The 21,906-nt window shown below is 62.6% G+C and carries 20 protein-coding genes, 1 tRNA gene and 2 pseudogenes; 16 read left to right on the forward strand and 7 right to left on the reverse strand.

All coding sequences use genetic code 11. The features are described 5' to 3' along the window. Nucleotides 1-203: 203 nt before the first annotated feature. The 7 genes from HCN50_RS23455 (at nt 204) to HCN50_RS23485 (ending at nt 8,747) form a co-directional block, all read left to right on the forward strand. Nucleotides 204-1,361: a thiolase family protein gene (locus HCN50_RS23455; RefSeq protein ID WP_171712270.1), complete on the forward strand. Its 1,158-nt coding sequence runs from the start codon at nt 204-206 to the stop codon at nt 1,359-1,361. Continuing rightward, nucleotides 1,361-1,750 carry a Zn-ribbon domain-containing OB-fold protein gene (locus HCN50_RS23460; protein WP_171712272.1) on the forward strand — a complete coding sequence of 130 codons (390 nt, stop codon included), beginning with the start codon at nt 1,361-1,363 and terminating at the stop codon, nt 1,748-1,750. The genes HCN50_RS23455 and HCN50_RS23460 overlap by 1 nt, the downstream gene beginning before the upstream one ends. Nucleotides 1,751-1,916: 166 nt before the next feature. Further along, complete coding sequence (locus tag HCN50_RS23465) at nt 1,917-2,777, forward strand: MaoC/PaaZ C-terminal domain-containing protein (RefSeq protein ID WP_171712273.1); 861 nt, start codon at nt 1,917-1,919, stop codon at nt 2,775-2,777. 146 nt (nt 2,778-2,923) lie between these two features. Next, nucleotides 2,924-3,802, forward strand: a complete 879-nt coding sequence (locus tag HCN50_RS23470) for an SDR family oxidoreductase (protein WP_171712274.1) — start codon at nt 2,924-2,926, stop codon at nt 3,800-3,802. 124 nt (nt 3,803-3,926) lie between these two features. Next, nucleotides 3,927-4,883, forward strand: coding sequence for a dihydrodipicolinate synthase family protein (locus HCN50_RS23475; protein ID WP_171712275.1), 957 nt, complete (start codon nt 3,927-3,929; stop codon nt 4,881-4,883). 128 nt (nt 4,884-5,011) lie between these two features. Then, the gene (locus HCN50_RS23480; protein ID WP_171712276.1) at nt 5,012-5,812 is read left to right on the forward strand and encodes an NUDIX hydrolase; all 801 of its coding nucleotides are present in this window, start codon (nt 5,012-5,014) and stop codon (nt 5,810-5,812) included. A 334-nt stretch (nt 5,813-6,146) separates the two neighbouring features. Further along, nucleotides 6,147-8,747 (forward strand): PAS domain S-box protein, encoded by a 2,601-nt coding sequence (locus HCN50_RS23485; protein WP_376700318.1) that lies wholly within the window; start codon nt 6,147-6,149, stop codon nt 8,745-8,747. A 15-nt stretch (nt 8,748-8,762) separates the two neighbouring features. Here the strand turns inward: HCN50_RS23485 and HCN50_RS23490 are convergent, their stop codons facing one another. Next, a complete protein-coding gene (locus tag HCN50_RS23490; RefSeq protein WP_171712595.1) occupies nt 8,763-9,113 on the reverse strand; it encodes a GrlR family regulatory protein in 351 nt (116 codons plus the stop codon). Nucleotides 9,114-9,361: 248 nt separating this feature from the next. Between HCN50_RS23490 and HCN50_RS23495 the strand changes: the two genes are divergently transcribed. Beyond that, a complete protein-coding gene (locus HCN50_RS23495; RefSeq protein WP_210265067.1) occupies nt 9,362-9,799 on the forward strand; it encodes a hypothetical protein in 438 nt (145 codons plus the stop codon). Nucleotides 9,800-9,884: 85 nt separating this feature from the next. Here the strand turns inward: HCN50_RS23495 and HCN50_RS23500 are convergent, their stop codons facing one another. Further along, on the reverse strand, nt 9,885-10,280 hold the full coding sequence (locus HCN50_RS23500; protein WP_171712278.1) for a VOC family protein: 396 nt from the start codon (nt 10,278-10,280) through the stop codon (nt 9,885-9,887). 334 nt (nt 10,281-10,614) lie between these two features. On the opposite strand from HCN50_RS23500, the gene HCN50_RS23505 reads away from it, so the two are divergent. Beyond that, nucleotides 10,615-11,163 (forward strand): hypothetical protein, encoded by a 549-nt coding sequence (locus HCN50_RS23505; RefSeq protein ID WP_311968141.1) that lies wholly within the window; start codon nt 10,615-10,617, stop codon nt 11,161-11,163. A 141-nt stretch (nt 11,164-11,304) separates the two neighbouring features. After that, nucleotides 11,305-11,769, forward strand: coding sequence for a hypothetical protein (locus tag HCN50_RS23510; RefSeq protein WP_171712280.1), 465 nt, complete (start codon nt 11,305-11,307; stop codon nt 11,767-11,769). A 15-nt stretch (nt 11,770-11,784) separates the two neighbouring features. Here HCN50_RS23510 and HCN50_RS23515 read toward each other — a convergent pair. After that, a pseudogene (locus tag HCN50_RS23515) lies at nt 11,785-12,160 on the reverse strand (hypothetical protein). A gap of 858 nt (nt 12,161-13,018) precedes the next feature. Between HCN50_RS23515 and HCN50_RS23520 the strand changes: the two are divergent. The 4 genes from HCN50_RS23520 (at nt 13,019) to HCN50_RS23535 (ending at nt 17,358) form a co-directional block, all read left to right on the forward strand. After that, complete coding sequence (locus HCN50_RS23520; protein WP_235977183.1) at nt 13,019-13,933, forward strand: alpha/beta hydrolase; 915 nt, start codon at nt 13,019-13,021, stop codon at nt 13,931-13,933. 296 nt (nt 13,934-14,229) lie between these two features. Further along, a complete protein-coding gene (locus HCN50_RS23525; protein WP_171712282.1) occupies nt 14,230-14,574 on the forward strand; it encodes a hypothetical protein in 345 nt (114 codons plus the stop codon). A 626-nt stretch (nt 14,575-15,200) separates the two neighbouring features. Continuing rightward, on the forward strand, nt 15,201-15,542 hold the full coding sequence (locus HCN50_RS23530; protein ID WP_171712283.1) for a hypothetical protein: 342 nt from the start codon (nt 15,201-15,203) through the stop codon (nt 15,540-15,542). Nucleotides 15,543-15,630: 88 nt separating this feature from the next. Beyond that, the gene (locus HCN50_RS23535) at nt 15,631-17,358 is read left to right on the forward strand and encodes an ATP-dependent Clp protease adaptor ClpS (RefSeq protein ID WP_171712284.1); all 1,728 of its coding nucleotides are present in this window, start codon (nt 15,631-15,633) and stop codon (nt 17,356-17,358) included. A 181-nt stretch (nt 17,359-17,539) separates the two neighbouring features. Here the strand turns inward: HCN50_RS23535 and HCN50_RS23540 are convergent. The 3 genes and pseudogenes from HCN50_RS23540 to HCN50_RS23550 form a co-directional block, all read right to left on the reverse strand. Then, nucleotides 17,540-17,710 (reverse strand): annotated as a pseudogene (locus HCN50_RS23540) (type II toxin-antitoxin system RelE/ParE family toxin); the annotation flags it as partial. Between the two features lie 135 nt (nt 17,711-17,845). Continuing rightward, nucleotides 17,846-17,922: transfer RNA gene (locus tag HCN50_RS23545), tRNA-Arg, on the reverse strand. Between the two features lie 50 nt (nt 17,923-17,972). Then, nucleotides 17,973-18,227, reverse strand: coding sequence for a hypothetical protein (locus HCN50_RS23550; RefSeq protein ID WP_171712286.1), 255 nt, complete (start codon nt 18,225-18,227; stop codon nt 17,973-17,975). Between the two features lie 333 nt (nt 18,228-18,560). Between HCN50_RS23550 and HCN50_RS23555 the strand changes: the two genes are divergently transcribed. Continuing rightward, the gene (locus HCN50_RS23555; RefSeq protein WP_171712287.1) at nt 18,561-19,007 is read left to right on the forward strand and encodes a hypothetical protein; all 447 of its coding nucleotides are present in this window, start codon (nt 18,561-18,563) and stop codon (nt 19,005-19,007) included. Nucleotides 19,008-19,031: 24 nt separating this feature from the next. Here the strand turns inward: HCN50_RS23555 and HCN50_RS23560 are convergent, their stop codons facing one another. Next, nucleotides 19,032-21,290, reverse strand: coding sequence for a cation:proton antiporter domain-containing protein (locus HCN50_RS23560; RefSeq protein WP_171712288.1), 2,259 nt, complete (start codon nt 21,288-21,290; stop codon nt 19,032-19,034). Nucleotides 21,291-21,453: 163 nt separating this feature from the next. Between HCN50_RS23560 and HCN50_RS23565 the strand changes: the two genes are divergently transcribed. Further along, nucleotides 21,454-21,900, forward strand: coding sequence for a YidH family protein (locus HCN50_RS23565; RefSeq protein WP_171712289.1), 447 nt, complete (start codon nt 21,454-21,456; stop codon nt 21,898-21,900). Nucleotides 21,901-21,906: the final 6 nt, after the last annotated feature.

The raw sequence follows: 21,906 nt of genomic DNA on the forward strand, positions 1-21,906 counted from the left end.
TCATGTCGCGAGATCGCCGTCTCATATTCAGTCGTCATCCCCGCATGCGCGGGATGACAGTCGTGAGCCTGGCGCTCTCAGCGTGCCCCCGACTTGAGTCCAGTGGCTACCGTCTCGCCCGACGGAATATTTCCGCGCTTGCCAAGGTCCGCCCGACAGGCCAGAAAAACTTTCGGAAAGAAGAAACGCCAACGGAGAACGATTTGACGATCAAGGGCAAAGCCTACATCGCCGGGATCTACGAGCATCCCACCCGGCACGCACCCGATAAATCCACTGCACAGCTCCACGCCGAGGTCGCCAAAGGCGCGATCGAGGATGCCGGGCTGACCAAGGACGATATCGACGGCTATTTCCTCGCCGGCGACGCGCCGGGCGGGCTGTGGCCGATGGTCGATTATCTCGGCCTCAATACCAGGAAGCTGCGTCACGTCGATTCCACCGAGACCGGCGGCTGTTCCTATCTGATCCATCTCGGCCACGCGGCCGAGGCGATCGCCGCCGGCAAATGCTCGGTCGCGCTGGTGACGCTCGCGGGCAAGCCGCGCACCGGACCGATGCCGGCGCGCGCGGCGGGCGCCGAGGCCGATTTCGAGGCAGCTTACGGCGCCACCACCCACAATGCCTACGGCATGTGTGCCATGCGCCATATGCACGACTACGGCACCACCAGCGAACAACTCGCCTGGATCAAGGTCGCGGCCTCGCATCATGCCCAGTACAACCCTCACGCGATGCTGAAGGATGTCGTCACCGTCGAGGACGTCATCAACTCGCCCATGATCTCCGATCCCCTGCACCGGATGGATTGCTGCGTCGTCACCGATGGCGGCGGCGCGATGATCGTGACCACGCCCGAAATTGCCAAGAGCCTGAAGAAGCCGTTGGTGCGCCTGATCGGCCATGGCGAGGCAATGAAGGGGCCGCGCGGCGGCAAGGATCTCGATCTCACTTATTCGGCCGGCGTGTGGTCCGGGCCCCGCGCGTTCGAGGAAGCGGGCGTAACGCCGAAGGACATCAAATACGCCTCGATCTATGACAGCTTCACCATCACCGTGCTGATGCAGCTCGAAGATCTCGGCTTCTGCAAAAAGGGCGAGGGCGGCAAGTTCGTTGCCGACGGCAATCTGATTTCCGGCGTCGGCAAGCTGCCGTTCAACACCGACGGCGGCGGCCTCTGCAGCAACCATCCGGTCAACCGCGGCGGCATGACGAAGATCCTCGAAGCGGTCAGGCAATTGCGCGGCGAAGCGCATCCGAAAGTGCAGGTGCCGAACTGCGATCTGGCGATCGCCCACGGCACCGGCGGACTTCTTGGCGTGCGTCACGCCGCCTCAACCTGCATTCTGGAGCGCGTGTGATGGCAGAAGTGAAAAAATATCCGGCGCCGGTGACCAATCCGGAAACCGCGCCGTTCTGGGAAGCGGCGAAGGCCGGCAAGTTCATGATCAAGCGCTGCACCGCCTGCGGCGAGCGGCATTATTTCCCGCGCGCGATCTGCCCGTTCTGTTTCTCGGACAAGACGGAGTGGGAGGAGGCGTCCGGCGAGGCGACGATCTATACCTACAGCCTGATGCGGAAATCGCCGACCGGTCCGTATGCGATCGCCTATGTCACGCTGAAGGAAGGCCCCTCGCTGCAGACCAATATCGTCGATTGTGATCTGGAGAAGATCAAGATCGGCCAGAAGGTGAAACTTGTGTGGAAGCCAACCGACGGCGCACCGCTGCCGTTCTTCACGGCAGCCTGACGAAATTGTCCGCGCTGCGCGCCAAACAAAAGGTCGTCATCCCGACCACCAGGTCGCGCGAATGCGCGCCCGATGACAGGCTCCAGCGGGGATCCAGTAAACGCCGGGTAGTTACTGGACCCCGCTTTCGCGGGGTGACGAGGAGCGATTGGGAGAAAATTCGAACATGCCGATCAACTACGAACAACTGATGGCCCTGAAAAATCTCGGCCAGAAATACGCCTACACCGACCGCGAGGTGATGCTCTACGCCTACGGCATCGGCATGGGCGCTGATCCGATGGACGAGAAAGAACTCGCCTTCGTCAACGAAGGCACCTTGACCCCGCGTCCCCTGAAGGTCGTGCCGACGTTTGCGTCCGTGGCCGCCTGGGGCTCAAGCCCCGGCGAGATGAACCTCAACCGCGTGATGGTGGTCGACGGCGAGCGCGACATCACCTTCCACAAGCCGCTGCCGAGCGCGGCGAAGATCACGGCCGACTCGACCGTGCTCGACGTCTTCGACAAGGGCAAGGACAAGGGCGCCGTCATCCGCCACCAGACAGTGCTGAAGGACGAGAACGGCGAGAAGCTGGCCACCCTCGTGGCGTCGCGTTTTGCCCGCGGCGACGGTGGTTTTGGCGGACCTTCGGAAGGCCAGCCCGAGCCGCACAAGGTGCCGGAGCGGGCGCCCGACAAGATCGTCGACATCACGACGCGGCCGGACCAGGCGCTGGTCTATCGCCTGTGCGGCGACCGCAATCCGCTGCACTCTGATCCCGAGTTCGCCAGGAAGGCCGGCTTTCCGCGGCCGATCCTGCACGGCATGTGCACCTACGGCATCACCTGCCGCGGCGTGCTGCAGACCTACGCCGACTACGATCCCTCCGCCTTCAAGCAGCACGTCGCGCGCTTCTCCTCGCCGGTCTATCCCGGCGAGACCGTGACGATGGAGATGTGGAAGGACGGCAACGTCGTCTCGTTCGAAGCCAAGGTGAAGGCGAGGGGTGTGACGGTGATCAAGAACGGAAAGACAGTGCTGGGCTAAATCTCGTGACGCAGCGCAGCACATAGTGATGCGCTGCAGGGCCGGGGCCCATCTGCCGGGCGCTGGGTCCCGGCTCTGCGAAGCAGCGTTTCACGCTGCATCGCGTCCGGGACACGAGGAAGAAGAAAAGGCAAAGGAGAAACGCCATGGGACTACTCGACGGCAAGGTAGCCATCATTACCGGCGCAGGCGGCGGGCTCGGTGAGGCCTACGCGAAACTGTTCGCGCGCGAGGGCGCAGCGGTCGTGGTCAACGACCTCGGCGGTCCTCGCGACGGCTCCGGTGCCGACGTATCGATGGCGCAGAAGGTGGTCAACGCGATCAAGGAGGAGGGCGGCCGTGCCGTTGCCAACGGTTCCGACATCTCGACGATGGCCGGCGGCCAGTCGGTGTTCGACGACGCCATCAAGAATTTTGGCCGCGCCGACATCCTGGTGAACAACGCCGGCATCCTGCTCGACGAGACCTTCGCCAAGGCCAAGGAGGCCAATTGGGACAAGGTGATCAAGGTGCATCTCAAGGGCACCTTCTGCTGCACCCAGCCGGTGTTCAAATGGATGCGCGAGAACGGCGGCGGCGTCATCGTCAACACGTCCTCGACCTCAGGCCTGATCGGCAATTTCGGCCAGACCAATTACGGCGCGGCCAAGGGCGGGATCTGGGGCCTGTCGAACGTGCTGGCGATCGAGGGCCGCAAGTACAACATCCGGGTCTGGACGCTGGCCCCCGGCGCGCTGACCCGCATGACCGCAGACCTGCCGCGCTATAAAGAGAACCCGGGCGCCGCCCTAGGCCCTGAAGGTATCGCGCCGGCCGTGCTATACATGGTCAGTGATTTGTCGGGCGACCAGACCGGCAAGGTGCTCGGCGTCTCCGGCCCGCGGGGCGTGCGCGAGATGCGAATGATGGAAATGGAGGGCTGGAAGCCGCCGTTCACGGGGTGGAAGGCCGAGGACATCGTGACCCATGCCAAGGAGATCTTCTTCTCCGAGGAGCAGATCAAGATGGGCGCGCGAAGGTTTTAGGTTATTGTCGTTCCGGGGCGCGTAGCGAACCCCAATGCGCAATTGCGCATTGTGGAACCTCGAGATTCCGGGTTCGAGCTTCGCATCGCCCCGGAATGACGATGGAGAAGGATAGAGGCATTTAATGACAAAACTCACCGTCCAGGCCGCCGGCACCTTTGCGATTGCGCCGACGCCATTCCACGACGACGGCCGGATCGACGAGAAATCGATCGATCGGCTGACAGACTTCTACGCCGAAGTCGGCTGCGACGGCGTCACCGTGCTCGGCATTCTGGGCGAGGCACCGAAGCTCGATGCGGCGGAGGCGGAGCAGGTGGCCGTTCGCTTCGTCAAGCGCGCCAGGAACATGCAGATCATCGTCGGCGTCTCGGCGCCGGGCTTCGCCTCGATGCGCTCGCTGGCAAGAGCCTCGATGGATGCCGGTGCCGCCGGCGTGATGATCGCGCCGCCGCCGCATTTGCGCACCGACGACCAGATCACAGGCTATTTCAAGCAGGCGCAGGAAGCGATCGGCGACGAGATTCCCTGGGTGCTGCAGGATTATCCGCTGACGCTCAACGTCGTCTTCACGCCCGCCGTGATCCGCAAGATCGTGATGGATTCGCCGTCCTGCGTGATGCTCAAGCACGAGGACTGGCCGGGCCTGGAGAAGATCACGACGCTGCGCAACTTCCAGAAGGACGGCTCGCTGCGGCCGCTCTCGATTCTGGTCGGCAATGGCGGCCTGTTCCTCGATTTCGAGATGGAGCGCGGCGCTGACGGCGCCATGACGGGCTACGCTTTCCCGGAACTCTTGATCGATGTCGTCAAGCTGTCGAAGGCCGGCAAGCGCGACGCCGCTCACGATCTGTTCGACGCGCATCTGCCGCTGATCCGTTACGAGCAGCAGCCCGGCGCCGGCCTGTCGGTGCGCAAATACGTGCTGCAGAAGCGCGGCATCATCTCCTCCAGCGCGCAGCGCAAGCCCGGCGCGACCATCACGGCGACCGCGAGGGCGGAGGTCGATTACCTGCTGTCGCGGGTGGCGCGCGTCGACCGCCGCGCCAATCTGCAACCGCAATCCAGCGCGGCAGGCTGACAATACCTCATGGTGAGGAGGCGCGAAGCGCCGTCTCGAACCATGAGGCCCTGATCGTGCCAATCATCCTTCGAGACGCGGCCTATCGGCCGCTCCTCGAGGATGAGGTCTTGAGGAGTTGAAGTGTTATGGCCGAAGCCGTCGCCCCGCGCCCCGCATCGACGATCCTGCTGCTCCGCGACAGCGCAGCCGCCAACGAGATCGAGGTCTTCATGATGGTTCGCCATTATGAGATCGATTTTAATTCCGGCGCGCTGGTGTTTCCCGGCGGCAGCGTCGACAAGGGCGACAAGGAGATCATCGCACGATCCGAACTCTATTCGGGCGGCGAGGGCCTCGACGAGGCGGCGCTGAGCTTCCGCATCGCCGCGATCCGCGAAACCTTTGAAGAAAGCGGTATCCTTCTGGCGCGGCCCAAGGGGTCGAGCGCCCTGGTCGACGCCAGGCGCGCCAGCGAGATCGAGGCTATCAATCGCGCCGAGCTCTGCGACGGCAAGATCACGTTCCTGCAGGTGCTGGCTGATAACGGGATGGTGCTGGCGCTCGACGAACTCGTTCCTTACGCGCACTGGATCACGCCGGAGGGCATGCCGAAGCGGTTCGACACCTGGTTCTTCCTCGCCGCCGCACCACCCGAGCAGGCCGGCGCCCATGACGGAAAGGAATCCACCGATTCGATCTGGGTGTCGCCGCGCGAGGCGCTGGAAGGCGGTGAGAGCGGGCGCTTCAAGCTGCCGTTCCCGACCACGCGCAACCTGATCAAGCTCGGCAAGCAGCAAAGCGTAACAGCGGCGCTCGACGACAGCCGTGGCAAATCCGTGGTCACCGTGACGCCGATCATGACGAGGAACAATGGCGGCCGGCAGCTCCGCATTCCGCTCGAGGCCGGCTATGACGGCGAGGTGTTCGAGGTCGGCTCGGTCGGCTAGCAAAGTTCGATACATATAGAAGCATTGTTGCGGGGTCGTATTGCCGAGATGACGAAGCCGGCCGGAGCGAGGGCCTGACCGCGCCGGATAAGCCCGATCGCGAAGTTAATGCTCGGTCGAGCCCCGCATATGCGACGCGGGGACGGATTCGGCCTGGCTTTACCATCGTTCCCGACATGTTCCCAACGGCCCAAAATCCGTCGTATATACTGGTCCCGATTGGAGCCCGGCCCCGACCCACATGACCGCTGAAACGACCGCCGAAACGCCGCCGAATTCGACGCCGCCGCGATCGTTCTCGCTTTCGATCGGCCAACTGACATTCGGCAGTTTCATGCTGGTGCTGGCGGTGATCATCATCACCTCGACCGCCAGCGTCATCGCCATCCGCCATATCGATGCGACCTTTGCCGAGCTGCAGCGGCTGCAGAGCGTCGGCGATCTGGCTGAGGATATCGACCGCCGCATGAACGAATTGCGGCTGGCGGCGCGGGATTTCGTCACCGACCCCGGCAACCAGTCGCTCCAGGTCGGCGAAGCCGCGACCGCGCTCGGCGAGGTCCTGAAGAAGACACGGCTGGAGCTCGCTCCCGAGCAGCAGGACATGATCGACGGCGTCACCGAGCGCCTGGCGACCTATCGCAGCGGCATCGAGCGGATTTCGGCGCTGATCAACCGCCGCGCCGAAATGATCGTCACGCTGCCGCCCTTGCGCGAGAAATTCGATACCGCGATCGCCGAGGCGTCCGATCCCCATCTTGCAATGGCCCTGTCCCAGACCCAGAGCCGCATCGCCTCGGCGCTGCTTGCGCATAACCCTTCGGCTGCCGAGCAGGCCGCGGAAAGCATGCGCTCGATGACGGTCGGCGACCCAAAGCTGCGCGCGATCGTCGACGACTATGCGCTGGCGATCGTCAACATATCGATCCGCGAGCGGCAGATATCCGACATCGACAGGGAAGTGCTTGGCGCAGAGGGCCGCCTGATCCAGCGCGTGACGGAATTGTTGCGCGACGTCAGCGAGCGGCGAGGGCGCGTTCTCTCCCGCGATTTCGCGAGAACGCTGTCCGAAGCGAAATGGCAGAGCATCGTGCTCGGCACTGCCGGCGTCCTGATCGGGCTGTTTGCCTCGCTGCTGGTGGTGCGCCGCACCGTGCGTCCGCTTGCCGCGATCGCAGCTTCGATCCGCACGGTGGCCCGCGGCGAGAAAAGCGCTTCGATCCCGGCGACCGACGTTGATAACGAGATCGGCGACATCGCGCGTGCCGCCGAAGTATTCCGGCAGACGCTGGTCGATGCCGACACCGCGCGCGAGGCGGCGGTGCGCGCGCTCGCGGAACAGCGGCTTGCCGAGGAAAGCTATCGCAAGCTGTTCGAGTCCTCGGTCGACGGAATTTACGTCACGACGCCCGGCGGCGCGCTTTTGAACGCCAACCCGGCGCTGGCGCGGATGATGGGCTATGCCACGCCGCAGGACCTGATCAACGGGATCGGCGACATCGCCGACAGCGTCTATGTGCATCCCGAAGCGCGGGCGGAATATGAGCGGCTGATGCAGCGCGACGGCATGGTGCGTGAATACGAATACCAGGTTCGCACGCGCACCGGCTCGGTATTGTGGCTCTCCGACAGCGCGAGCGCCGTGCACAACGAGGCCGGCGTCATCGTCCGGTACGAGGGAACGGTGCGCGACATCACCGACCAGAAGCGTGCCGAGGATGCGATCGCCGAGGGCCGTCGCCTGCTGCAAATGGTGATCGACACCGTGCCGGCGGTGATCAACGTCAAGGACAAGGAGCTGCGCTACGTCCTGATGAACCGTTACATGGCCGGTATTTTCGGCGTCGAGCCTGGGGATGCGATCGGCCGCACCACGGCCGAGCTGATGTCGCGCTATGGTGCGGAAAAGACCGATGAGCCCGACAAGCGGGTGCTGGCGGCTGGCAAGGAGCTCGGCTTCTACGAAGAGGAATACCGGGATGCGTCCGGCCATATGCGGCAATGGCTGGTCAACAAGCTGCCGATCCTCGATGCCGCCGGCGAGATCGAGAACATCGTGACCGTTGCGCTCGACATCGGCGAGCGCAAGCGCGTCGAATCCGAGATGCGCAAGGCCAAGGATGCGGCGGAAGCGGCGCTGCGGAATTTGCGCGAGACGCAGAATTCGCTGATCGAGGCCGAAAAGCTCGCCGCGCTGGGGCGGCTGGTGGCGGGCGTTGCGCACGAGGTCAACAATCCCGTCGGCATCAGCCTGACGGTCGCGTCCGCGCTGGAGCGCAAGACATCGAACTTCGCAGCCGAGGTCGCCCGTGGCGAGCTGCGGCGCTCCAGCCTCAACGATTTTCTCGAGACCAGCCGCACGGCGTCGTCGCAGCTCGTCGCCAACCTCAACCGCGCCGCCGAATTGATCCAGTCGTTCAAGCAAGTTGCCGCCGACCGCAATTATTCGGACCAGCGCACCTTCGATCTTGGCGATCTCACCGAGCAGGTCGTGATGTCGTTACGGCCCGGACTGCGCAAGCACAATCTGACGCTCAACGTCGAGTGCCAGCCCAACCTGATGATGAACAGCTACCCCGGGCCGTATGGACAGGTGCTCACCAACCTGTTCCTCAATTCGGTGGCGCATGCGTTCCCGGACGGCAAGCCCGGCACGGTCGATATCCAGGTGCGGGAGTCCGGCAAGGACAATGTCGAGATCATTTTCTCCGACAACGGCTGCGGCATGAGCCTCGACGTCCGCCGCCGTGCCTTCGATCCGTTTTTCACCACGCGCCGCGATCAGGGCGGCACCGGGCTCGGCCTGCACATCGTCTACAGCATCGTGACGACACGGCTCGGCGGCCGGCTCGACCTCGATTCAGAGCCGGGCGGCGGCACGCGCATCCAGATGATCCTGCCGCGCACGGCGCCGCTGGAACAGGCTGCGGAGTAGGCGCGTTCGGAGCCGCTAGTTGATGTCCGCGAGCTTGTGCAGCGTGGCGCCGAAGATCTGGCTCGCTTTGCCGACGAGCGCGGTTCCATTCATTGTGGCACGGGTGTCGGTGAAGGTTCCGGATACGCCAATGCCGACCGGGCTTGGTCCGCCGAAAAGCGGATTGTCGTTGTCGCGCGGAGTGGTGTGGCGCTGGACCAGGACCTCACCCTTGAAGGTATTGCCCTTCACCGTGTAGCTGCCGGTGTAAAACAGATAGGCATCGCCGCCGAGAATCTGGCCATCCCGGAACATAATGACGCCGCTGCCCTTGCCGATGCGCCCATCCAGCAGGGTGACGTGAATCGAATAGAGCCCGTTCTTCATGACGCCCCAGATGCCGGCCGCCGCGCCCACGGAAGGCCGGTCAAGGAGTTATGCCAAAGCCTGGCCGATACCGTCAACGCGTCAGGTTGACTGACAGTTCCCGTGCAGGAAGCAAGCCGGAAGCGTACTACTCCGACGTGACGCGAGGACGACGCGCACGGACCGAATCGAGTTGGCCCGCGAAATGCATAGTTTTCCCTGGCACCGGCCGGCGGGTGCAGGAGCACGAGAAACAGGTGACCATCTGGATGAATTCCGGCGGCCACGTGGCGCGCCGATACGCAAAGAAAAGCAATCCTGAAAGCACGCGGCCTCATCGCGCAGGCCGCTGGAAAATGCCATTGATGATCGGCGGGATATTGCTGCTGCTACCGCTGGCCGCCAGCCCCGGTGAGGCCCGCGATCCCGACGGCCGTTACGCCAATTCACCGTTGAAGCAGTGGTTCGACAGTCTGAGAAGCGGGAAGGGACCATGCTGTTCCGATGCGGACGGCAGCGCCGTCAGCGATGTGGACTGGGAATCCAAAGGCGGCCATTACCGCGTTCGCATCGACGGCGAGTGGTATAACGTGCCCGACGACGCCGTCATCACCGAACCGAACCGGGCAGGGCGAACCATGGTCTGGCCGATGCGCGGTTATCAGGGATTGAGCATCCGCTGCTTCATGCCGGGATCGATGACGTAGCGCGCGAGCGCTGGCCCGACAATGACTGTCATGCTCCGCGAAAGCGGCGTATCCAGTACGCTGCGGCTTCCCGGTCACCGGCGCGTCAGGCGTACTTCTTGTCGCGCTCGAGCAGCTCGATCGAAATGCCCTGCGGCCCGCGGATGAAGCAGATACGGACGCCGGTCCGGATCGTGGTCGGCTCCTTCGTGAACTCGACGCCCTTGGCCTTGATCTCGGCAGCGACCGCGTCGATGTCCTTCACCGTCAGTCCGAAGTGGTCGAGGCCCTGATAGGGCGTCGCCGGCGGCTCGTTGACGCCATCGCCAGTCGTGACGGGGGCGATGAATATATTGGCGCCGCCAAGCTTGACGTCGATCCGCCCTGGGCCACGAATGATCTCGCCTCCGAGAACGTCTTCCAGCCATGCGGCGGTCGCCTCGGGATCGGGACTGCGCAAATGGACATGGTCCCAAGTAACTTCCCAAGCAGCGGTCGGCATCTCGGTCTTCCCCTTGTTGTTGTTGCAAGCGTTGTTGTTGCGGCGTCCAAGCCAGTTGCGGCCAATCTAGCCGCCAGGCATCCACGATTCCATCCAGCAAGTCTTGATCTGTGGCCGCAATATTGTCGAGGTCGCATGAAACCATTTGTACATTGGATGATTGTTGACGGGCGGCGGGATCCGTACAGCGGCGGTCGTGTGAGAAGCCGTACGGGAAAAAACGCTCGTATGGCTTTTTTCATGCGCGGCACGGCAGTTGCCGGTGCTGCGGGGTGAGGGCGCGGCTATGAGAACCGCCGGATGGTCGTTCGGAAAGCCCGAGGCACGGCTCGCCGTGCTGCCGGCCATCGCCGTTGCTGGATGCGCCATGTGGCTGATGCTCCCGCAAGCGAGCGATGCCGAGAGCCATTCCGCAGCGACGCCCCCCGAAGTGGGCCGCGTCACGCAAGATGCTCCGCGTACCGATGATACGGCCGCGACCCTGTCGAGCCCGGCGACGTCGGCGGCGTCCACCCATGCCAACCAGGCGGCGACGACTGCTGCCGCGCCTCTCGAGATCGCGCCGCCGGAAACGGTGGCGCCCGCAGGGTCGCCGCTCGACGGCCTGAAAATCGTCTCGCAGTCGTGGCGCAGGGGCGGCCTCGGCTCAAAAGCACTCGTGACCTTCACGCTTCGCAATGCCAACGATTATGCGGTGAGGGACATCGAGATCGCCTGCACCTTCACCCGCCGCGACGGCAGCCATCTGACCGCTCGCAGGCGTATCATTCCCGATACCGTGAACATGAAGAGCCGGAAGCGCTATGCCGGCATGCTGATCGGGTTCGTCAACGTCAACGCAAATAAGGCGAAGTGTTCGCTAGTAACGGCCAGCCGCATTTAACCCTGTGCGGCCCAATTCACCTTCCGTCGCCCGAAAATGTGACCTCGGTCTTTGAACCTGGCCGGTTGAGCGGGAACTAATCGTTATATCGCCCGTTGGGCGACTGAACCGCGCGCCGTTCGCGCGGGGGGAGCGAGACCGATGCCCATAGCGCGCTATTTCCTGTTCGTCGGTGGTGTGCTGCTCGCGCTGTTGTTGGCGATCGACGCGCTCGTCGCCCCGCAGCAGGCGGTCGTGGCCAGCCAAGCCGCTCCTTCGATCGACAAGACGGTCGTGCGCATTCGTTCCGACCAGAAACTGCCGGAGCGGGTGGTCTACGACACCAGCCTGCCGACCATTGTTCCGCCACCGGCCGTCGCGGCGCTAGCTGCGCCACCCGTGCCCGCTGCGGTCCCCGCCGACACCGCCCAGGCCCGCGTGCGCGAGACAAATGCCCAGTTTGTCCCGGCGGAGGCAAAGAAGCCTGAGCCGCAGGTTCAGCGCAAGCGCAAGATTGCCAGGACCCGTCCGGCACCGCCGATGCAGTTCGCGCAGCCGCCCCAAGTCCGAGTCGCGCAGCAGTCGCAGTTCGGCTTTTTCGGCAGTAGTCCGAACTGGACCTGGTAAAGCGTATCGCCTGATTTAGCGCGGCAGCTTCGGAATCTTGTCCGCAAAGCCGTTGAAGCAGGTCAGCCGCTCATCTTCCTCCTTGACGTAGCGGCAATCGCTGACGCTTTTCGCCGCCGCGGCCTTCGATTTGGGCTGCGGCGCATAAATGGCATCGTAACAGTTCAGCCGTTCCTTGGTCGCATCGTCGATATCCTGGCAGGCCTGCAACTTCTGGGCGACCGACAACGGTTTGGCCGGAGCTTCCTTACCCGCCGACTTCTTCGATCCGACTTGAACCAGAGGCTTGCCGCCGACCGTCGGGGGCGCAGGGGGGGGCCGGCGTGGTCGTTGTTTGCGCAAAGGCTGCGGCCGGATACAGCACCGCCAGCGCCAGGATGATCTTTCTCATGTGGAAATGCCCGAATAGCCGTTTAGGGACGAACGCGCCTGGAGGACGATAACTCCGGACCTTCGGAATCGAAATCCCGCCGGCGCCAGCGATCTCTAGCACCATCCCAAAGCGTCTGTCTAACCCATTGATTTAATGGCTATTCGAATCCGCCAGCGGCGGATCGGGGCCGGCGACATATTATCTCAGCCGCTTCCCGATCGCGAAGCCTTCGAAAAAGTCCCTCCGCCGCCACCGCGTTCGTTGCCGCACAGGATGGGTCTGACACGGAGGTCCTGAGGACGTTGGCTGACCCGCAAGGATAACCGTGTTGGCGCGGTTCGGGCAGAACTAGCGCAGCCGATAGGCGTCGAATGCGTGAGCAAGGAATACGCCAATGCTCACGAAGACGAGGAGCGCCGTTATGACCTCGGTCATAGCCTTCCTCCCTGTATTGCCATGCCGGAAAGGGCACGCTTGAGAAACTCGCGGTAGATGAGGTTGAGGACCGATACAAACATGATCTAACCCCGCTGTTCAGTTGGCAGGGACCGTAGCGGCTCTCTGTTTCCGGCGCGTTTCGCGGCGCGGTAGAATGGTTTCGTCAGACCTGCTTTCGATCACAGAATCGCGACGGAACCGGAACCATCCAAAACAAGGCGCGCCATCACCCAAACAAGGCGCGCCATCAATCGGCTCGCCCTTTTCTCGCCATCCTAATCGGGAGATGTGCGGCCGGGTGCGACGGGGCAATGTTCCCAAAGGTCCTATGTGATCGAACGAGATCTACTGCAACACGAGACTTGTGCGTCCCGTCGCGCGTTCCTGCGCGGTATTGCATCCTCGGCCAGCGTGCTTGTGCTCGGCGGATGCACGAGCATGGCGGCGACGGGCGCGCGTTACGATGCTTCGTCGCTCTCGACGGAGCCGACATTGCTTGTTGCGACGACGCGCAAGCCGGTGAACGGCGGGCGGTCAAAGCCCTGGTTTGGTCCGGAGCGCGCTTCGAGGATGACCGTGGCGCGGGCAAAGCTCGTGGCACCCGATGAAAGCCGCTTTTCTCTCGCCGCAGCCGGGATTGGCGATTGGCGTCTCGATGCGATCGAGCCGGTGTCAGGAGAGGTCGGCGATCTTCTCGGGCAAGCCGGCGGCGGATCAGACGTCCTGATCTACGTTCACGGTTTCAAGCAGACGTTCGAGACGGCGGCGCTCGATGCCGCGCATCTGGCCGATGGCATCAAATTCCGCGGCCAGACGATGGTCTTCTCCTGGCCGTCCAAGGCGGGACTGTTCGACTACGCCTATGACCGCGACAGCGCGATGTATTCCCGCGATGCCTTCGAGCGCGTGCTGTATTCCCTCGCCACCTCGCCGAGCGTCGGCCGCGTTCACATCGTCGCGCACAGCATGGGAACCATGCTGACTCTCGAAGGGCTGCGTCAACTCTATGCGCGATATGGCGACAGCGTTGCCGGCAAGATCGGGGCCGTGGTGTTCGCCTCACCGGACATCGATATGGATGTGTTCTCTTCGGCGACCCAGAATATCGGACCGCTCACCCGCAAGATCACCGTCGTCGCTTCGACGAATGATCGCGCGCTTGCGTTGTCTGGACGATTGGCCGGCGGGATGACGCGGGTCGGCGCCGCCGAGAAGGCCACTATCGAGCAGCTCGGCGTGCGCGTCATCGATGCGTCCGATTCAGGCTGGGGCATCATCAACCATGACCTGTTTCTATCCAATGCCGAGGTGCGGAAGGTGATACGCCGCTCGATTGATACTTCGACGGCCTGAGCTCTCTGGCGTAACGGCAACACGGCGACAGGATAACGCCCGGCTGTCGCCGGCAGGCGGCCATCACAACGTCACCGTGTTGTCACCCATAATCTCGCCAAATTGACGGAACATTTATTCGTGGCCGGCACGGTGTGCCCGGTCTCGCCTCGAACTGTTCAACGCTTGAATTGCTCAACGTCCGCAACGCCGACCGGTTGTCGGCGCGCGACGTTTTGCGAGTCGATCGAGGAATATGGGCGATGGTGGCGTCTGCCGGCGATCAATTGTTCAGTTGTTACAGAGGAATAAAAATCATGCGTCAAGCAACATCGAAGGCCGTGGCAGGCTCGAGCGCGAACCGCCGACAGGTGCTGTCACTCGCTGCGGGTATCGCCTTGCTCGCGGGTGCCACCACGGCTCATGCGCAGAGCACGGGTATCGCCGCGTGCGACGACTTCCTGACCAAATACGACGCCTGCGTCGTCTCCAAGGTCCCCGAGGCACAGCGCGCGATGTACAAGACGCAGATCGACCAGACCCGCAAGGCGTGGGTCGACATGGCCAAGAATCCGTCGGCGAAGGCGACCATGGAAGCGACCTGCAAGCAGACCCTGGACGCCACGAAGGCGTCGCTCACGGCCTACGGCTGCTCGTTCTGATCGGCGCGGGCGCCGCTAAAAGGGGAGGGCGCCGAGCAGGCACCCTTCCTGGATGGTGAGCGGCGACGGGAGACACCGCCCGCAATAGCAAGGTGTGCTTCCGGAACTCCGATCGAAGCGGCAAGCGCAGCGCTTGCACCCGATCCACGACAAGGTGCGCGTCCTCAAGACGCCACCGCCGAACTTCGTTTGCCCGGATTAACCACTTGTTAACCATAACGCCCCAGCATGGCCACTATAGAGAGTCGCCACGGACCATAGTCCGAAGGCGCGATTGATCGTTCATCTTGGGGGCGAGCAGGCCTCGCGGGGCTCCAAGGAGAAACGTCATGTCGTCATCTGGCGTACGACACCAACTGCTGTCCGAATTCGTCCCGGCGATTTTCGGCGCACTTGGTCTGGGAATCCCGATCGCGGTTGCGATCATCTGGATCTGTTCCTGATCGGGCCGTTTGTCTTATAACGGCGCCGTCAGGACGGACATCGTGCTGTACAGGGCGAAGCTAGCTGCGGTGCTGCTTGCGACTGCTGCCCTGTGCTTGCGGTGTCCAACAGGGGGAGCCAAATTGCTTCCAGAGGTTCTTGACCTTCATCGTCACTGTTCGCCACGAAGCGCATTGCTTCGCGTGAACGATGCAAATGCCCGTGAGACGTCATTACTATCGTTGGACCGGTTCGATCGAATGATCGGCTCCGCGAGTGTCGCAACGTTCATTGAGCCTGGTCAGGCGTTCCTTCTGGCGTTCGAGCAAACGAACGAATACGACGGCATCCACTTCAAGTGGTTTCGGAGCCGGTACGAGCGGTTTCTCTACGTCGGCCGTGTCGATAGTGGTGAATGTTCGCACACGGCGCGTTGGTCGCTGCGCTCTGGGTTATCGGGCGCGCTCGGCGAATATGACATGCAAGATGTCCTGGAGTGCATGGAGCCAAGCCAGTATTTGGGGGCGGCAGAGCCGGAAGGATGAGGCGGCGCGGAAACAACTCGCTTGACGCGGCTCACCATCTATGTTCTCTTTTTGTTCTTTGGACAGCCTGTGCGAGGTATTTCCTTTCATGCATGACAATTGCACCGACACCGGGTCGATCACGCTCTCCATTCATAATGACGACGCCACGCCCGTCGAATTCGTCCGGCAGCTCCTTCGCAATATCTTCGGCAAATCGGACCGGGAAGCGATCGCCTTCACCGCGCTGATCGAGAACAAAGAGAAGGTGGCCTGCGGCCCCTATCCGGGCCCGGTCGCCAAGGCGCTGCTGGATTCGGCACGGCAAAGCATCAGCGCCGCCGGTCATAGTTTGCTGATCACCAGCGAAACCGCAACCACGAAAGGCGCATGCGATCTTTGCGGAGCACCGGCGACTGGCAGTGAAATCCTGCTCGCTGGCAGGACAGCGTGCCTCTGCAACAGCTGCCTGCTTGCCGTCAGGCGCGCATCGGACGCCGTACCTGGAGACGAGTTTAAATACGCCTGGCTCGCGCTTGACTGGCACTTTGCCGGAATCCCGCGAAACCAGCTGGTGACGAGAGCGCGGCAGTTTCCCGGCCATATGCGCGCCGATGTCCAGGTCGCGGTCGACAAGTTGCTCGCCTCGCCGCTGCACTTCTTCGGCATTCACGAGGAATATCGCTATGAGACGCTGGTATTTGCGGCCCTGATGAAGGAGGGCCGGAACGCACCCGCGCTTGCGCCGCCGCAGTACCACGACGTCGAGATCGGTGAAGCGCAGCCGGTGAAATGCCTGCATAATGGACTGTGGCTGTGCAAGGCCGGTGAGCTCCGCTACGCCGTGCTGCTTTCGTTTCATCGCGAATACCAGCATGAGGCTGCGATACGCATCGAGATCGCCGTGCCGGCCGGCGCCGCCGGCGACGCACTGGTGCAACGTTCGTTCGCCGAGCTTGAAGAGGCGGTGCACGCTGCGCGTTCCTATCGCGGCAAGATCCTCTCGCTCGAAGGTGGGTCCGACTATCGCGGACGGTCGGGCGGGGTCACGGTGCACCGGCTGCCGGCAGTCGGACGTGAGGAAGTCATCTTGCCCGAACAGACGCTGAAGCTGCTCGATCGCAACGTCATGGGCTTTGTCGGCAATCGCGCGGCACTTCGCAAGCTGGGCCAATCGACCCGCAAGGGCATCCTGCTTTACGGCCCGCCGGGCACCGGCAAGACGCACACGATCCGTTACCTTGCGACCAATTTGCCCGGACATACGACGTTGATCATCACGGCCGAGCAGGTCGGGTTGCTCGGCGCCTATATGAAGCTGGCGCGCCTGTTGCAGCCGACGATGGTGGTGATCGAGGACGTCGACCTCATCGCCCGCGATCGCGAAGAGATGGGATCGTGTGAAGAGCCGCTGCTCAACATGCTGCTCAACGAAATGGACGGGCTGAAGGAAGACTCCGACATCCTGTTCGTCCTCACGACCAACCGGCCGGAGCAGCTTGAAGGCGCGCTGGCCGGGCGGCCCGGACGCATCGACCAGGCGATCGAAGTGCCGCTACCTGACGGCATCGGCCGCAGCAAGCTTGTTCAGCTCTATGGCAAGGACCTGCCGATGGATCGGGCCATCATTGATGAGACCGTGAACCGCACGAAGGGCGTCAGCGCCGCGTTCATCAAGGAATTGATGCGGCGGATCGCGCAAGCGAGCATTTTTCGGGATGGCGGTTCGACGGTCCAATCCGGCGACATCAGCGAAGCGCTGGATGACATGTTGTTCACTGGCGGCAGACTCAATGTCACGCTGCTCGGCGGGGCGCAGGAAATGGCAGGCGCTTGATCGGACTTGGCTTGTGAGGCGGAATAAAGCGGCATGTAACAAGTGTAGATCATCCGATCCCGTCGTCTTGTGCTTCTTCGGCCGCATCGCCCTCTCTGATACGAGCGGAACGAGAAATTCTTCACGCAGCACTTCGCCGGGATGCATGGGCTTGAGCTTCTTGGTCATTGCCGCGTCCCTTCTAATGGTAATCCACGATCTCGACCTCCGCTGGGCCTTCGGCCGTCCAAACAAAGCACAGCCGGAATTGGTCGTTGATCCTGATCGAATGTTGCCCCCTGCGATCGCCCGCCAACGCCTCAAGATGGTTGCCTGGAGGCGACCTCAAGTCGCCGAGATCGCCCGCGGCGTTGAATGATACGGTTGTTAAAAGCTAGCGTATCAATCAATGATGCGGCATCTTCGCCCGTATCCTGGTGCGGCGCTGATTAGGGAGCGGCAGCGCAGAAACGGATGCTCATGAGGGCTGTGGGGTGCTCTGTCGAAGTGGCGCGCTCGGAAGGATTCGAACCTCCGACCCTCGGAATCGAAATCCGATGCTCTATCCAGCTGAGCTACGAGCGCTTTGCGCTGGCTCGTATCAGACTTGGTCCGAAAGAGCCAGCAGCTCGATCCTAGTAGCAGGGATGCCGGCGGCGGTCCTGGCCGACATAGGCGGCCGCGCCCTGGCGGCACAGGACGGTGGAGGGGCCGTCGTAGTACGCGAACGTGCCGGGCTGCAGGCCCGGACCGTAATTGTGGAGGAAGCTGATCGGGTAGGGCAGGCCCCAATTGTGCAGGTGCCGATTATGGCGGGCGTCCGCCAGATTTGGGGCCAGGACCGCGGTGGAGAGGAGGGCCATGGCTACGAAAAACTTCGTTTTGGTCATTTCGATTCTCCGGAAGTGCCACTGAGACTGCGGCGATTTCGAGCAGGATGGATAGCCATTCGCGTGAAGAAAGCGTGTCAAAACAACAAGATAGAAGCTCAGCTTCTGATTCGGTCGAAGCCCGCACCCCCTTACATTCTGGCCGATTGGTCTCCGATTCCAGAAGTGGCGAGGGGGAAAGCTGCGGAAAACCACCCTAGCGCGCCCATTTTTGGCCTCAAGGGATGCTTAACGAATTCCCAACACAGTCCGGCCAGAGTTCTGTCCGGTCCCGAATCGAGGGGCCGATCCATCCCCGCGTCCGACAAAGGCTACCCGATTCCCGATCGACCCATGCGCATCACGCTCCTCGCCCTGCTGTCTCTCTCGGTCCTGGTCGCGAGCCCGGCACGCGCGGATCTGCACATCACGCGCGATCACGGCGGCTATGTCGAGGAGTACAAAGCGAAATACAAGCGCATCCGCGAGCGCAAGGAGCGGGTCATCATCGACGGCATCTGCAACTCGGCCTGCACACTGGTGTTCGGCATCGTGCCGATGAACAAGATTTGCGTCACGCCGAAGGCGAGCCTCGGCTTCCACCAGGCCTATTACGACAAGGCATTCACTTTTGGCATCAAGGTCACGAGTGTGGAGGGGACGTCGGACCTGATGTCCTACTATCCCGACACCGTGAAGGAATGGATCCGCCGCAATGGCGGCCTCACCACCGAGATGAAGAAGATCAAGAACGGCAAGGATCTTTGGAAGATCGTCGATCCATGTCCGGAAGAGTGGTGAGGCGCGGCGCATTCTGCACCAGCGTCAATCTTTCCGGTTGGGCTCTCCATCCGCGATCAGCAAGACCGACACCTTCGATTTGCGGAGCACGGCGGCAGCGACGCTGCCAAAGTTCAGCAAATCCCCCTGGATCCGGTCGACACCCAATACGACGAGGTTGGCGCCGCTGGTTCTGATTTCCTGAAGGATGGCCTCTTCAGGGGCCGCGTTTGCGCGCAACATTGTGTTCACATCGACATCATAACGGGCCGCTGCCGCCGCGGCGTCTTTCAGGATGCTCTCCTCATTGGCGAGTGACATGCTTGCGCTGTTCCGGCGCCTGCCCTTGTCCCGTGTCGTGGACACATAAATCACGTTCAGTGGATGCGTGCTCAAGCGCGCCAGTGCGACCGCAACCTCCGCGCCCCGCCGCGATACCGCGCTGCCGGAAACCGCAACGAGTATCTTGAATTCCGCCTTGGCGGGCTGCCTCAGGTGGATACCCTTTGCCGCAACGAGCGCGATGGGCCCCCTGAACCCTGAAGTCGCGTCTTCGACCTTCTTGTCGAAACCGTGCTTGCTCAGGACGTTCTCTATTCCGACGACGAGAAGATCGAAGCCCTTTCGCGCCTCTTCCACAACGGCTTCGGTGGTCTTCTCGGCCCGAGCGCGCGTCGTGACCTCGACGTCGTGCATGCTGGTCTGATCGGCCTCCGCGCTTGCCGTAGCCGCTTCCCTGACGACGGCCTCGTGGCTCTCCGCATGCTCACGCCTGCCTTCCTGCTGTTGCGCCCGGGCACCCAGATGCAGAATCGTGATCGGCAGTCCGCGCGCTCCCGCGAGAAGGCCGGCGACATGAGCGGCGAATTTCGCGTTCGTGCTCTCGTCCACTGCCAGCAGCAGACGTTCGAGATTGGTGACAAAGCCCTTTTGTTCGAACTCCTCGCGCTCGAGCCGCGCTTTCTCGTCATCCCCGAGCGGCAGGCGGGAAAGCGCGGCTCGAAGCATCGGCGGCATCGCCATTGTCGTGAGGATTGCCATCGTCACGATCATCGAAAACAGGTTTTGGCTGAGGACGCCCATTGAAAGACCGATGGTCGCGATGATGACCTCGGTTGATCCGCGCGCATTCATGCCGCTCGCTAGCGCGTAGGATTCCTTTCGGGTAAGGCCGCCAAGCGCCCCGCCGACGAAAGCGCCGCCGAATTTCCCGATGCTGGCAATCAGCACCAGCGCGATCGTCAGCAGCAGCAGGTTGGGGTCCCTGAGCACGGTCAGGTCCGCGCTCAAGCCGGCCAGGCCGAAGAACACCGGCATGAACAGGCTGGAGATCAAGCCACGCAGCCGCTCGTCGATTTGCCGGGTAAGTATGGGCGATTCCCCGACCAGAACGCCGGCAACAAATGCGCCGAGCACGGTGTGAACGCCGATCAGGTGTGTGATCATCGCCAACACGCTCATCAGCAACAGGATCACGGTGATGACCGCTGCCGAACTGACCAGATAGTCGTTGGCCCAGCGGATCAAGCGAAACGTCAGTCGCCGGCCGATCGTGAAACTGACCGCGAGGAAGGCGAGGGTGCCGAGCACGGCCTGGCTGACGGAAAAAACATCAAGCGTGCCGTGCGATGCCAGGCTGAAGATCATGGCGATGATGATCCAGCCGATGGTGTCGTCGATTATTGCTGTGGCAACGATGATCTGGCCGACATTGCGCCGCATGAAGTTCATTTCGCGCACCACGACCGCAACGATCTTAACCGACGAAATCGACAGTGCGGTGCCGAGAAATAGTGAAGCCACAAGGCGGGACTCCGGATGCGGAAGCAGGCTCTGCGGCAGAAACTGGCCGAGCGAGAAGCCGCAGACGAATGGAACCACGATTCCCGCGATCGATATGCTGGCGGCGGCCCGGCCGACCTTGCGGACAAGCTTGAGATCCGTTTCCATGCCGGTCAGCAGCAACAGCAGAAGTATGCCGAACTGCGCGACGCCCTCGATCAGCGCTTTCTGTTCCGGCGAGGGTGGAAAGATTGCGGTGTGCGCAGCCGGCCAGAGCCATCCGAGCAGGGAGGGGCCCAGCAACAGCCCGCCCAGCAATTCTCCCATCACCGATGGCTGGCCGATCCGCTGCATCAGTTCGCCGAGCCCACGGCCTACCACGATCAGGAGCGCGATCTGGGCCAGCAGGAGGAATTCGGACGGGCGTGCGGATTTTTCGCCGGCTGCGCCAGCGAAGGTAGTCACCAGCAGGCATGCGGCGAGGGCCAACAAAGTTACTTGCAGCCGCCGTCCCGCCGCCATTGCTTGATCCCCATCGCGCTGATTGCGCAAATTTCATCGGGTTCCGAACCTTCTGGGGTCAATTGCGTTCATTCCGATTGGTTTCACCAGACGACGGGCCTGGCGCTCCGTCAGGCGCGGCGAATGCGAATTTCATCAACGGTGATTCGATCAATGGTGATTCATGGGCAAGAAAGCCCCGTCCACGACGGTCGACATCCAAACCGCAAAAGTTGCCGACAGTGCAAAGAAACTGAAAGAGAGCTCGGTCCGGATCGAGGACAGCGCCGATCGCCGCACTGAACTCGCGTCCAACCGCACCGCGTTGGCCGCCGAGCGGACCTATAGTGCCTGGATCAGAACCGGGCTGTTTGCGCTCGCAAGCGGCGCAGGGGCCAAGACCGTGCTCACCGGTCTGATGCCGGCCTGGATCATCCTGGTCAACGGAAGCGCATTGATCGTTTTCAGTATCTTCTGTTACGTCGCCGCCGTCTGGCGCTTCATCCATTCGGGCGCGGCCCGGCCAGCGCCCGACGTGCCGCGCATCGACGCGCGAATATTGACGGCGATGAGTGCATTCCTGTCGATCGTTTCGCTGGTGGCGCTGGTGGGGATCTGGCTGGAGAAGTAGCAGTCA

Source organism: Bradyrhizobium archetypum (assembly GCF_013114835.1).
GTDB lineage: Bacteria > Pseudomonadota > Alphaproteobacteria > Rhizobiales > Xanthobacteraceae > Bradyrhizobium > Bradyrhizobium archetypum.